Origin of the sequence: Microbacterium sp. ER1 (assembly GCF_023383675.1) — a bacterium.
In the GTDB taxonomy this organism is placed as follows: Bacteria; Actinomycetota; Actinomycetes; order Actinomycetales; family Microbacteriaceae; genus Microbacterium.
On the sequence record NZ_QCXO01000009.1, the window covers coordinates 1 to 13,297 of the forward strand.

7 protein-coding genes are annotated in these 13,297 nt (G+C 72.2%); all 7 read right to left on the reverse strand.

Annotated features, from left to right (window positions below; genetic code table 11):
* Positions 1-591: DUF5684 domain-containing protein (locus BV453_RS00850; RefSeq protein ID WP_249520621.1), on the reverse strand; the 591-nt coding region annotated here is incomplete at its 3' end.
* Positions 588-3,131, reverse strand: a complete 2,544-nt coding sequence (locus BV453_RS00855; protein ID WP_249520622.1) for a transglutaminase-like domain-containing protein — start codon at positions 3,129-3,131, stop codon at positions 588-590. The genes BV453_RS00855 and BV453_RS00850, both read right to left, overlap by 4 nt.
* Positions 3,128-4,498 (reverse strand): DUF58 domain-containing protein, encoded by a 1,371-nt coding sequence (locus BV453_RS00860; protein WP_025104653.1) that lies wholly within the window; start codon positions 4,496-4,498, stop codon positions 3,128-3,130. Before BV453_RS00860 ends, BV453_RS00855 begins: the two co-directional genes overlap by 4 nt.
* Positions 4,495-5,484 (reverse strand): MoxR family ATPase, encoded by a 990-nt coding sequence (locus tag BV453_RS00865; protein ID WP_060922371.1) that lies wholly within the window; start codon positions 5,482-5,484, stop codon positions 4,495-4,497. The genes BV453_RS00860 and BV453_RS00865 overlap by 4 nt, the downstream gene beginning before the upstream one ends.
* Before the next feature lie 34 nt (positions 5,485-5,518).
* Entirely contained in the window at positions 5,519-11,437 is a 5,919-nt protein-coding gene (locus tag BV453_RS00870) for an Ig-like domain-containing protein (RefSeq protein ID WP_249520623.1), read from the reverse strand.
* Positions 11,437-12,558 carry a serine/threonine-protein kinase gene (locus BV453_RS00875; RefSeq protein WP_249520624.1) on the reverse strand — a complete coding sequence of 374 codons (1,122 nt, stop codon included), beginning with the start codon at positions 12,556-12,558 and terminating at the stop codon, positions 11,437-11,439. Before BV453_RS00875 ends, BV453_RS00870 begins: the two co-directional genes overlap by 1 nt.
* Before the next feature lie 142 nt (positions 12,559-12,700).
* Positions 12,701-13,270 (reverse strand): DNA-3-methyladenine glycosylase I, encoded by a 570-nt coding sequence (locus tag BV453_RS00880; RefSeq protein ID WP_025104657.1) that lies wholly within the window; start codon positions 13,268-13,270, stop codon positions 12,701-12,703.
* Positions 13,271-13,297: the final 27 nt, after the last annotated feature.

Genomic DNA, 13,297 nt, shown 5'->3' on the forward strand with positions numbered 1-13,297 from the left:
GCCCGCCGAGCCGGCGGGCGGCGCGCTGGGGGCGGGAACCACGGCGGGCGGCGCGGCGTAGTCGGGGAAGATCAGGGACGGCGTCTCCGGAGATCCGGTCCCGGCCGGGGCGAGGGAGGGGATCGTGTACCCCGAGGCATCACGCGCAGGAGCCGTCGCCGGCGGAGCGCTGCGGCGCGGCCCGGGCTGGAGCGCCGCGAGACGGTCGCCCTCGGGATAGGGGGCGGGGCCCCAGGCGAGGACGGTCGCCCAGACCGGCGGCAGCAGGATGGCGAGCACCGTCATGCCGGCGCCCCGTCCGAAGCGCCGGTTGATCCGGTGGGTCGCGACGACCTTGAGGTAGATCCCGTAGAGCTGCACGATCGGGATGAAGTAGAACACCACCGACCAGGCGGGCACTCCCCCGCGCGCGAGGATCTCGGCCTCGTTCAGGACGGGCACCCAGCCCTTCCACCCCTCCCCGTCGATCCGGGGGAACAGGCGCGAGAGCGCGAGGGCGTACCAGACGTAGACGGCCAGGCCGACGAGCAGGCCGAGTCCGACGATGATGACGAGCATCGTGGCCAGACCGGAGTCCGCGGGCGCGGTCATGAGTCCCCCTTCTTCCGGTCATCCAGTGAACCGGTCCATCCGAGCGTACCGAGCATGGGTCGTGCACCGAAGCCGGGGAGGCGCAGCGACCGCGTCCTGGCCACGAACGAGGTCGGCCGGATGCGGGCACGCAGGCGCTGCCACCGTGTCCCCGTCTTCGCGAGCTCCGCCCGCTCCGCGTCCACGAGAGCCCACGCGGCCATCGCATCCTCGGGAGTCGGCGGGTGCTCGGCGAACACGGCACGGTCCACGAGGGCGGCGAGCCGTTGCGCGGCCGCGCGACCGCTCGATTGCGCGCGCTGCGTCCGGGTGCCCTGCCCGGCCATGGGCACGTCATGATCGGCGTAGACGTCGGCGAGCTCCTCCCAGGCGCCGGCCAGACGGACTTCGGGATCCGGGGCCGTGCGGCGCGCGTGTGCGCGCCTGCTCTTCGCGACGAGGAGCACGAGGAAGGGCAGGGCGAGCAGCAGCAGGGCGAGGAGACCGAGGCCGACACCCCGGAGGATCGGCAGCAGGACGGCGAGGACCTCCGACGCCGGCTCCTCGAGCGGGGGCGCGTCGTTGTTCGCGTCGCTCTGCGCCTGCGGCGGGTCCAGCGCCTCGGACCGCGGCTGCTCGGGGACCGTGGGATGCTCCGGCAGTTGCTCGCCCTCGGTGAGGGTGCTCGGCAGCATCGCGTACTGCGGCGTGGTGTCGACGGGGATCCACTCTCCCCCTGAGGTGCGAACCTCGACCCACGCGCTCATGTTCGCGCCGGTGCACACGTCGCCGCAGGCGGGGATCCCCGGGACCTCGTCCGCGCCGGCGAGGCGCGCGCCCATCACCACCCGGGACTCCAGCCCCCAGTGCTGCGCGACGAGAGCCGCGGCCACGGAGAACTGCTCGTCGTCGCCGACCGCCGACACGAGCATCTCCGGCTTCGCGTCGGCGCCCGCCCGCCGCTCCTGCTCGGTCAGCGCCGTGAAGAGCTCTTCGATGCGGGCCGCGGAGTGCCCGGCATAGCTGGGTGCGAAGGCATACCCCTCGGACTGCTGCAGAGCGGCGATCCAACCGGCGGCCGCTTCGTCTTCCAGCAGAGCGTGGCTGAGATAGCCGCGGGACCGGAGGCGATCGATCACCTCGAGGTAGCCGGCGCCGGTCCGCGGCTGCTCCTGCATCTCGGCCCATTCGACGAGCGCCGGGTACCGATCGGTGTCGAGGGTCGAGCGTCCGCCCTGGAGCGCTGCGAGGTCACCGGGCTTGCCCGGCGCATCGATGAGCACGGCGTAGCGATCCCCGGGTACCAGCCCCTCCCCGCCGCCCGGCGCGTCGGCGACGGTGATCGCGGTGTCGCCGTCGGCGTTCACGTGGAAGCCGTCGGCGAGCGCGTCCGCGCGCTCCCCGGAGAAGGCGGGCGCCTCGGCGAGACCGGCCGGCGACGGGACCCAGATCCCCCGGTAGCCCTCGCCGATCGTGATCTCCATCGTCACCCGGCCGGAGCCGGGGAGGGCCGAACGGGGCAGGCGGCTGAAGCGGTCGTCGGCGTCGATGTGGAAGTCCTCGCCGTCGTAGGCGTCGAGGGTGACCAGACGGAGACGATCCACGGCACCGGGATCGCCCTCCAGCTGCACGACCGGCGTGTCCAGCATGCCGCCGGCGAACCAGGAGCGATAGGAGCTGAGCGGGCTCGGCTGCTCCTGCACCACCACCATCGGCTCGACCTCGTCGCGGAGGACGGAGCGGTCCGACCAGCCGGCCGCCGCGGGAGCGATCGCGAAGCCCGCGGCCAGGGCGATAACGGCCAGCCCCGCGGAGAGGAGGTGCCGGCGCACGGTGAGCCAGGCGGGGGTCGCACGGCGGGAGATGTTCGCCGCCGCCACGCTGCGCAGGGCGGCGGCGCGCTGCAGCCGCGTGCGTCCGACGAGCCAGACGAGGGAGACCACGAAGACGGCGACGCCGATCAGCCATTCCCGGGGGGCGGGGAGCTCGACTCCGGCCACCGAGACCGGGGAGGACGTGCCGCTCACGCCGAACGCGATGCCGAAGACGCTCATGGCCACGACCACGGGGACGGCCGCCACCGCCCGCCTGCCCCCGCTCCAGACGAGGAGCGTGGCCACGAACGAGCCGGACAGCATCACGACGAGGAAGGGGATGAGGACCGCCTGATACTCCCCCAGCGGCGGGTTCAGGGTGAGCATCTGCTTCCAGCCCAGCACGACCCCGAGCACCGCGTCCCGCACGCCGCCGAGGAATGCGGGCACGGAGGTGAGCGCGGACGGGATGGCCAGTGGCACCGAGACCAGCAGGTACACGCCGGCTGCGGCAAGCGCGGCGAGCGGCGTTCCCCAGCGCAGGATGCGCGCGACGACGGCGACGGCCATGCCGAGGAGGCCGCCCACGATCCCCACGGCGAGGGCCCGGGACGACTCGTAGACCGGCCAGGCGGCCGCTGTGGCGAGGAGCACGCCGACCAGCACGTACCCCAGCGACCAGAGGGTCAGGGCCGAGGGAAGGCTGCCGCGACGCGGCCGCCCGCGCTTCGGGCCGGCCGCGTTCATCGCAGGGCTCCGCGGGCGAGCATCTGCGGGAGGTCGCCGAGCGCGCCGAGGGTCATCACCGCGAGCTCCCTGGCCGTCCGCATCGTCGGCTGCGCACCGAGCTCACTGCGCACCGCCACGGCCTCCACGGCCGCCGGGAGCTTCACCGCCGCGTGACGCAGACGCTCGAGCGGCAGGAGGGAGCCGGTCAACAGGAACCCGATCGAGAGGTCGGGGTACGACTGCGCCGTGAGGGCGGCGACGGCTTCGAGCCGCATCACCCGTGCCGCCTGATCGATCGTGGAGGTCGCGTCGAGGAGCGCCTTGGGAGTGACCGTGGGCAGAGTGCGGATCGACAGCACCTCCGCGCGGCCGTGTTCCGGGATCTCGTTGCTCACCGAGAAGAGCACGTCCCTGCCGTCCCGCACGCCCTGCAGCGCCAGGGACGCGGCGGCGCTGACCGTGTTCTCGAACTCGTCGTCGCTCGCGTAGGACTCGGGGTCGAGGTCGAGGATGACGGCGATGCGCGCGTGCCGGGACTCCTCGTACTGCCGCACCATGAGAGTGCCCGTCTTCGCCGTCGACTTCCAGTGGATGTGGCGCGGCGAGTCGCCGACGACGTACTCCCGCACGGCGTGGAAGGAGAGGTCGGCGTCCACCAGGGTGGTGCTCGGCGTGCCCTCGAGGTCGCGGATCAGGCCCGCGCTAGTGCTGGGGAGCCGCACGGTCACCGGGTGCACATGGATGCGCTGCACGTCCGGCCAGCGGAGTTCTCGGCGGAGGATCCCGATCGGGTCGCCGCGGGTGATGGTCATGGGGCCGACGTCGATGACGCCGCGGCGGTGTGCGGCGATCGTCAGCTCCTCACGGTGGTGCGCGCCCGGTCGGAGCAGCGGCACGTGCGCCTCGACGAGGCCCTCCCCCACCGGCACGTCCACGACGCCGGGGAGGGAGAGGCGCTCGCCGTTGTTGCGGACGTCGAGCGTCGCACCGATCTCGGCGCCCGCGACGACGCGGTCGCGGTCGAGCACGAGATCGATCCGGTAGTCATGGGCGCCGAGGATGAACGGCACGCAGGCCACCAGCAGCACGAGCGCGATCGTGGCGACCGCCCAGGCCTCCACCCAGCCGAACAGCAGCCCGGCGAGCACGCCGAGCACCACGGCCACGGCGACGAGCATCCCCGCCGTGGTGACCGTCTCACGGACCCAGCCGACCGTGGCCCTCGTCGCGCGCCCCACGGAGCGGACCACCCGACGCGCGCCGAAGACCGCGCCGCGCACGGGACCGCGGCGCGTGCGGTCGTAACGCGTGACGGTGGACGTCCGCGTCGACGTGCTCGTGCCGGCGGTCGTCCGCGTCAGGCGGGATTCGGTGCTGAAGGTCACGCAGTGCCGTTCTCGCGCGGAGGCTCGACGTCGAGGAGGATCTGTCCGACCACGGCCACGGCCGTCACCCCGTCGAACTCGGCTTCCGGTTCGAGCACGAGACGGTGCGCGAGGGCGACGACGGCGAGTTCGCGCACGTCGTCGGGCGTCACGAACGTGCGCCCGTTCTTGGCCGCCCACGTCATCACCAGTCGCGACAGCGCCAGGGCCCCGCGCACACTGGCCCCGAGACGGACCTCGGACGCGCGCCGCGTGGCGTCGACGATGCGCATGATGTAGTCCGACACCAGCGGGTTCACGTAGACCCCGCGCGACATCTCCGCCATCGTCAGGATCGTGTCGGTGTCGACGATGCCGTCGAGCACCGTCTTCGGCCGACCGGCGCCCTGCAGGATGCGCATCGTCGCCGCCTCGTCGGGGTAGCCGATCGAGGTCTTGATCATGAAGCGGTCGAGCTGGGCCTCCGGCAGCCGGTAGGTGCCGCCCTGCTCGATGGGGTTCTGCGTCGCCATCACGAGGAACGGGGAGCCGACGGACCGGGTGACGCCGTCGACCGTGACCGTGCCCTCCTCCATGACCTCGAGCAGCGCGGACTGGGTCTTCGGGCTCGCCCGGTTGATCTCGTCGGCGAGCACGATGTTCGCGAAGACGGGCCCCGCGTGGAACTCGAACGTGCCCTCCTTCTGGTCGTAGACCGTGATGCCGGTCACATCTCCCGGAAGGAGGTCGGGCGTGAACTGGATGCGGCTGCTGGTCCCGTTGACCGTCTGGGCGACGGCGCGGGCGAGCGCTGTCTTGCCGGTTCCCGGATAGTCCTCCAGGAGGACGTGGCCGCCGCTGACGGCGGTGGCGAGCACGAGTTCGACCACGTGGCGCTTGCCGAGGATCGCCTGCTCGATGTTGCCGGTCAGGATCGAGAACGTCTCGGCGAACCAGGAGGCCTGCTCGGGAGCGATGGTGACGGGGGCTGCTGCGGTGGCTGGCATAGGGAAAGAGTATTCGTGTCGGTGTGCTCGGCGGTCAGGGGCACAGGCCCGTGACGCGATGCGTGATGGGGGTGAGGGTGGCGAAGGCTCCGGTCCACGTGATGGTCACGTCGAAGGTGCCGGGAGTGTCGACCAGGGGCGTCGCCTCGAGGATGTACGAGCCGCGTGCGGCGGCGGACACCGTCACGACGTCGCCCTCGACGACGGGCATGCAGGGTTGGAACACGGCGTTGACCACGGTCGGTGCGGTCGTCGCGGTGATGGTGACCTCGCCGGAGCAGGAGTTGCTCTGGCTGGCATGGCAGGCGCGGGCGAGGACCTGGCCCGGTGACGAGTCCGGGGTGAGCGCGAAGTCATCGCGCCACGATCCGTACATGTAGTACTTCGGCACGAACCCGTTCTCCACCTCGATGCGCGGGGCCGAGGCCAGCCCGTACTCGTAGCGGTTCCCGTCGCGCCGGGGGTCCTTCGCGACCGTGTAGGTCGTGTCGCCGCCGGGGCCGTCGACGAACGTGAACGTGAAGACCGTCGCGGTCGACGACTCCGCCACCCCGTAGCCGTTCGAGGCGCAGGCCTTGACGGAGTACAGCTGGTACGGCCGCAGCCCCTGGAGGGACGGGGACTCGGACTGCACCTCGCCGCCGGACACCGCGAGCGTGCCGTCGCCGCGTGCGGTGCAGCTGACGTTGCCCGACCGCCACGCCACGTACACGACCTGGACGCCCTTGGCGCTGCCGTTGGCCTGCGCCGCGATGCCGGAGACGTTCACCGCCGTGTTCGAGACGACCGTCGCCTGGGTCGCCGCCGGGTCGAAGTACACCGAGCCGGCGACCGTCACCGAGGTGCGGAACCCGCCGCCCTCGTTGCCGCCGCCGGTCGGCGGCTGGAACTGGCTGATCGGGACGATCGTCAGCGTCTGCGCCCCCGGCGACAGCGCGATCTCGGCCGTGGTGGTCGCCCCCGTGCGGTTGATGACCTCGCCCGTCTCCTCGATCCGGAACGAGACGGCGTCGTCGGCGGCGTCGATCGACACCCGGACCGCCCCACGTCCCCGGTCGGAGACCCCCGGTCGGTACTCCGGCGTGGCCGTCGCGTTCGAGACGACAGGAGCGGCGTAGGCCCAGCTCGTGTGCGGCGACGTCGCGGCCGAGGTGCCGACGGCGTTGACGGCCGCGGCGGTGAACGTGTGCGGGGTGCCGTTCGTCAGCCCGTTGACCGTGCAGCGGTAGACGGCACCGGCCGGGCTGCAGGACGCATTCGCCGGGGCGCCGTCCTGGAGGATCGTCACACCGGAGACCGCGGGATGCGCGCGTCCCGCCTCGCCGAGCGGCACCTCCAGCGCGACGGTCGTGCGGGTGAAGCCGACCGTCGTGACGCTCGCGGGGGCCTGCGGGAACCCCTGGAGGTCGAGGGTGAGCGTGCCGGTGCCGGTGCGGCCCTGCGCATCCGACACGACGAACGGGATCACGCACTGTCCGCCGGGCGCCTGCCCGCCGCCGGGCCAGCTCGCCGTGATGGTCTTGGCGCCTGCTGTCGAGACCGAGGCCACGTCGCAGCGCGCGCCGGCCCCGAGCGACATCAGGCGCAGCCCGGATCCCGGCTTCCCGGCGAAGGGATCGTACTCACCGGCGACGTCGACCACGTCGATCGAGCAGTTGGCGCTCGTGACGACGCACTGCTTGGTGAAGGTCGCTCCCCGCGGGGCGTCCGGCGGGGCCGCGCCGACGACGAGGCGGACGGACGCCGACGGCTGTCCGTACTGCGGCACGGTGACGCTGACGTTCTCGGTGTTGCCCGGTCGCGCATCGGCGCGCGCCTCGATCGTCAGCTTCCCGCCGCTCTGCGTGACGAGGAACGCCGAACCGGAGTAGACGATGCGGTACTCGAGGGAGGAGGCGTTGCCCTCCCGGCCCCCTTCCCACGCGGCCATGTTGGCGTAGAGGTCGACGCTCTCCGTCGCTCCGGGGGCGATCGTGTGCGAGATGGAGGAGAGCAGCAGCTGCGGCTCGGACGGGCGGACGCTGATGGGCACGTCGAGGTACGACCACCGCTTCTGCCCCTCCAGGCGCACCGGGATCAGGCAGGTGTCCGACCACGGCGCCTCGCGGCCGGCCCGGTACTCCGCCTCGCGCGGGCCGTCGGCGGTGCATTCTGCGGCAGCCCGCTGGGCGGTGAACGACCCGGTGCCGATCTCGATCGCATCGGACGACGGGAGGTCGGCGTAGTCCTGCACGGGGAAGGAGACCGCCGCGTCCTCGTCGACGACGACCGGCGTCGCGCCGGGGACGAGCTGCACCTGCATGTCGTCGAACGCCGGGATGCGCAGGAAGCCGTAGGCGACGACGTCGCGTCCGTTCGCTGCCGTTCCGGTGAGCTGGAAGGGCACCAGAGCGCCCTCCTTCGGCGCGGTGCCCACGATGCGGTTCCCCTGCACCGAATAGCCGGGCTGCTCTCCCCACAGGCGCAGCCGCAGCGAGCCGACGTCGCCGGAGGGCCAGCGGACCCGGTCGGTCACGACATCGATGCCGCGATCGGCGAGATCGTCGCGGTCGCGCGCGGTGAGCACGGTGTCCGCGATGACCGGTTGATCGGCGACCGTGCCGTCGGTGACGGTCACGACGATGAGGCCCTGCGCCGTGCTCCCCGTGCGCGACGACTTCACCGTGTAGAAGTACGAGTTGGTGCCGGCGGTCTCGCCGGCACGCAGCACGACCCGGCCGTCCTTCAGCGAGGTGTCGGAGTCGATCAGCGCGTTGAGCCGGTCGTACAGCGGATTCCCCTTGACGGGCGGCGCGTTCGGCACGAGCTCGGTGATCTCGAGCTCGCTCTGCGCCGGGTCGAGATCGTTCGAGCGCGGGTCCAGCACGACCGGCGTGCGGGAGCCCGCCTCGACGCGGACGTAGTCGCTGAAGGTCACGGGGGCGGCGTCGTCCACGTCCGCATCGAGGACGCCGATGCGCACGGCCGCGCTCCCCTCCTCACCCTGCGGATCACGGACGCTGTAGCGGAATGAGACCTGGCCGCCGGCGACGCCTCCGGCCGGCGCGCGGTACACGATCGCCTCACCGTTCGCGGAGATGGTGGCCGTGCCGCCGCCCTTCTTCGGCTGCTCGACGCCGGACAGCACCACGCGGTCGCCGTCGCCGTCCATCCCGGTCGTCGGCACCGGGATGGAGACCGTCTGGCCGCTGAGGACGCGACCGGTGAGCGGCGTCGGCGTGGGGGCCCGGTTCGTGCCCGGCGGCACGACCGTGACCGTCACGACGCCGTCGTCCGACAGCGACGGATTCCGTTCGAGGGAGACGGAGTACGTCAGGCGGTACGTGCCGGGAGTCTTCGGCGCCAGATAGCGCAGTGCGTTGCGGTCGGCGAACACGAGCTCGTCCGGCTCGCCGGATCCGGTCACCTCCGGGAGCACGAGGAGCGGTTCCCCGCGCGGCGCCACATCGTTGGCCGCCACTTCGATGCGCGTGAGCGAACCGGCTCGCACCGTCACCGCATCCGGGAAGACGATCGGCCGGGTGACCGTCGACGGCGGAGTGAGGAACACGCTGACGGTGCCCTGCACGGCCCCGCCCGCGCCGTCTGCCACCGTGACGGTGGCCTTGCCGATCAGGCCGGGCTCGCCGTCCTCGGTCGTGCCGTTGACCCGCAGGCTCTCGTTGCCGACCACGCGCACGTTGAGCTGCGGCGTCGAGCTCACGGCGTCGGACAGCAGCAGCACCCGTCCGCTGGTGTTCTGCACCGCGCCGAGGACATCGACGGTCGTGTCCTCGCCCTCGCGGACGAACGCCGTCAGCGGCGCCATCGCGAGCGCCGCGGAGCCGTCGACAGCGGTGATCCGGATGACCGCGGACTGCTCGGCCTGGGTCGTGACGTCCTGCGCGGTGTAGGTGACCACGTACTGGCCCGGCTCGGCGGCGGTCAGATCGACGGTGCCGGAGGCCGCGTTCGGGGTGACCTCGAAGCCCTGTGCCGTCGCGGCGGTCTGGACGGCGTCCACGAGGCGGTACGAGCCCGACCCTCCGGACAGGTGATCGGAGATGCGCAGGGATTGCCGCTCGCCCACGCGCGCGGTCACCGCGACGGCCGACGCCTGCAACGCCGGACTGCCGCTGACCTGGACCTCGATGGTCTTCTCCGCCGTCGCCCCGTGCACGTCCTGTACGACGACCGTGACCGAGATCACGGCGTCCGCGGCATTGGGGTCGGTGTGCCGGATCGCGACCCGGCCGTCGGCCATCGGGGCCACCATCACCGGGGAGGAGGAGTCCGTCTCGTACGCGTCGCTCAGGACGAACGCATCGCCCTCGGGGTCGACCCATCCGGAGAGCGCCGAGACGATCGTGCTCCCGCCGGCGAGGATCTGCGGTGTCGGCCATTCCTGAGTGCAGGCGTCGACACCGCACCACACCGGGGCGGAGTTGACCCCGGGATCGACCACCGTCAGCGTCACGGTCGCCGGGGGCGACACGGCGGCGCCGTCCGTCACGGCATAGGTGAAGCTCGTCTGCCCGGAGCCTGCCTTCACGTTCACGACCAGGGACTGACCGTTCGCCACGAGCGACAGATCCCCGAAGTCAGGGTCGCTCAGCCCGGAGGCGACCGAGTCCGGGTCGATCGTGAGGACGTCCTTCTTGTTCGGATCGTGATCGTTGAAGAGCACGGGGAGGATGACCTGCTCCCCGGCCCGCACGCCGAACGCGTCGTCGACGGCGACCGGCGGGAGCTGCTCCGCCACGTCCTCGACGACGATCGTGCCCTCCTGCTGCTCCGTGTCGTCTTCGATCTTCCACTGCTCGAGCGGGATCAGCACGCCCTCCGGCGCGGTCCAGATGAGGCCGGTGCCCTTCTCGACCAGCACCGCGCGATCGCCGTTGCCCTGGAAGACCGGGTCGATGGCGGCCGCGTCGAGCGTCTCGTCCGGAACCTGCAGCGGGGTGGTCTCCCCCGCGCTCCAGAGGGTTCCACCGCCGCTGTCGAGCCACGCCGCGTACGTCTCCCCGCGGACCGTGACCGGTGCGGCCGGGACGCCGGAGGCCTCGGCCACCCGGTCGGCCTCCCCCGACGCGAGGTCCACGGAGACGAGGCCGTCCGAGTCGGCGACGAGCACCGCGTCGCCCTCGGCGGCACCGCGCTGCAGGCGTGCGTCCTCGGTGACGTCGAGGGTGACCGCCGCATCGCGCCCGGAGAGCCACAGCGTGCCCGAGTTCGGCTGCAGCATCGCCCAGCGCTCACCGACGACCGCGATCGCCAGCCCCTCGCCCGCCTCCGGCGCATCGGCCACGGGGGACTCGTCCCCGAGGAACCGGTGCTCGTCGATGTCGAAGCGGCGCACGGCCCCCTCGTCCGCCGAGTAGAGGACGAGCAGGCCATCCGGCGACAGCCCGATCGCATCCGCGGTGTAAGTGGGCGGGTCCTCTCCCTCCTCGACCTCGACCTCCGCGAAGGGGTCGACCAGGGCCGTGCCCGCTCCGGCCGCGAGGGTCGACACCGACACCTGCCCGGTGTCGGTGCGGTAGGCCACATAGGGCCCGGCGGAGAGGACGTCCCGGGTCCCGGCGGGCGTGGGCTGCGAAGCGAGCGGCGTCCCCTCCTCCGAGCTGTCGGAGAGCAGATCGGCGGGGCTGGCCGGATCGACGTCCCACCGCTGCCGGTTCCCCTGCGCGAACAGCACGGTGCTGGAGCCGCTCTGCCAGACCGCCTCGGGGTCGTCGACGTCGCGGACCGTGTCGATCTCGGCGAGTTCGGTGTTGACGCGGGCGTACTGCCCGCTGTCGCGCATGACCCAGACCGAGGGCTCGAGTCGCGGCACCTCCTGGGACTGATACCCCTGGGCCGTCACCGCGAGCGCCACGACGACCACGAGCGCGAGGAGCCCGGAGACCAGCGCGATCAGCCGCCCCCGAGACGGGCGCGCGGCCTCCGCCCTGGCACGGTTCCCCGCTGCCATCAGAGGACCCCGGTGAGGAACAGTGCGGCGGTCCCGAGGCCCGCGATCACGGCGGCCCCGATCACCGCTCCGACGATGCCGACGACCAGCGGCGAACGGCTGCGACCGCGGGGGCCCGCGGGGATGTCGTCGCGGTCGCGCGGGGCGGCCTGGGCCTGAGCGGCGCGGGCGGCCCGACGGGAGTCCGGTGCGACCGTCGTGATGACCGGTCCGCGGACGGCGGTGTCCGAGAAGTTCACCGGCGCGGCCGCCGCCCACTCCGACGACGCCGCCTCGAAGGCCGTCGGCGAGATGCCGAGCTCGTACTGCGCCCAGCGCAGCTTCTCCGCGAACTCCGCCATGCTCGCCGGCCGCTTCGCGGGGTCACGGTGCATGGCGCTCGCGAAGATGTCGTCGATGATCGGCGGGATGCCGGGGACGGGCACCGCGGTGTAGCGCGCCTTGATGATCCGGTCGGTGAGCTGATCGCGCGAGTTCGAACCGCGGTCGGCGCGTTCGAACGGACTGCGGCCGGCGAGCAGCGTGTAGAGCGTCGCGCCGAGGCTCCAGACCTCGCTGGGGATGGATCCGGACACGCGCTCCTGCAGCACCTCGGGGGAGCTCCAGGGCACGGACATCGCGATGGTCTCGCCCTCGCCCTCCTCGATGACGGCCGCGGCGATGCCGAAGTCGGCCAGCACGGGCGCGCCGAGCGAGTTGATGAGCACGTTCGACGGCTTGATGTCGCGGTGCAGCAGACCAGCCCGGTGCACGGTCTCCAGAGCGCCGGCCATGCGCACGCCGATGTCGAGCACCTCCGCGAGCGGGAGGGGGGCCTTCTTGTAGCGCGCGCTCATCGTGTCGGGGCAGTACTCCATCGCGAAGTACGGCCGCCCGTCCGCCGAGATCGACGCCTGGTAGATGGTGACGATCGAGGGGTGGGCGCTCAGCCGCGCCGAGATGTCGGCTTCCACGTTGAAGGTCTGCAGCACCTCGGGGTTCACGGCATCGGCGAGCAGGACCTTGACGGCGACGACGCGGCGCGGCATGTCCTGTTCGTAGAGGAACACGTCGGCGAAGCCGCCGGAGCCGAGCGGACGCACGTAGCTGTACCCCGCCAGCGTCGGCGGTGTCGCTGCCATGCGCGTTGCCACTCCTGCTCCTCACGGTCTGATGGGAGACCGCGCGCCTGCAGCCACCCGGCGCCGTGCGCCGGGGGATCCCCCGATGTGCCGAGTATATCGGGCGAGGGCGTGTGGCCCCGCGCTCTTCTTCGTCGAGGCGTCAGGCCTTCCAGCACCCCTCGATGTGGTCGTCCACCATGCCCGCGGACTGCATGAGGGCGTACATCGTCGTCGGCCCGACGAAGCGGAAACCCCGGCGTCGCAGTTCCTTGCTCAGCGCGGTCGACTCCGGCGTGACCGCGGGGACGTCGGCGAACTCGCGAGGCCGTGCTCCGGTCGCCGGCGGGGCGAACGACCACATGAGGGCATCGAGCTCCCCGTCCGCCATCGACTCGACGATGCGCGCATTGCCGATCGTCGCGAGGATCTTGGCGCGGTTGCGGATGATGCCGGTGTCTCCCATGAGGCGTTCCACGTCCGCGTCGTCGAACGCCGCCACGGCCTCGGGCACGAACCCCGCGAACACCTCGCGGAACCGCGGGCGCTTGCGCAGGATCGTGATCCAGGACAGCCCCGCCTGGAACCCCTCGAGCGCCATCTTCTCGAACAGCGCGCGGTCCCCGTGCAGCGGCGTCCCCCACTCCTCGTCGTGGTACCGGCGGTATTCTGCGTCGTCGCCGACCCAGGCGCAGCGCGCGCGGGAGTCAGGCCCCAGGAGGAGGGAGGTCATCCCCTCACCGTATCCACCCCCACCGAC

Excerpts from the sequence above, each read along its gene's own strand:
- BV453_RS00855 (WP_249520622.1), bottom strand. The coding sequence starts at position 3,131 with ATGAACGCGGCCGGCCCGAAGCGCGGGCGGCCGCGTCGCGGCAGCCTT.
- BV453_RS00865 (WP_060922371.1), bottom strand. The coding sequence starts at position 5,484 with ATGCCAGCCACCGCAGCAGCCCCCGTCACCATCGCTCCCGAGCAGGCC.
- BV453_RS00870 (WP_249520623.1), bottom strand. The coding sequence starts at position 11,437 with ATGGCAGCGGGGAACCGTGCCAGGGCGGAGGCCGCGCGCCCGTCTCGG.
- BV453_RS00875 (WP_249520624.1), bottom strand. The coding sequence starts at position 12,558 with ATGGCAGCGACACCGCCGACGCTGGCGGGGTACAGCTACGTGCGTCCG.
- BV453_RS00880 (WP_025104657.1), bottom strand. The coding sequence starts at position 13,270 with ATGACCTCCCTCCTCCTGGGGCCTGACTCCCGCGCGCGCTGCGCCTGG.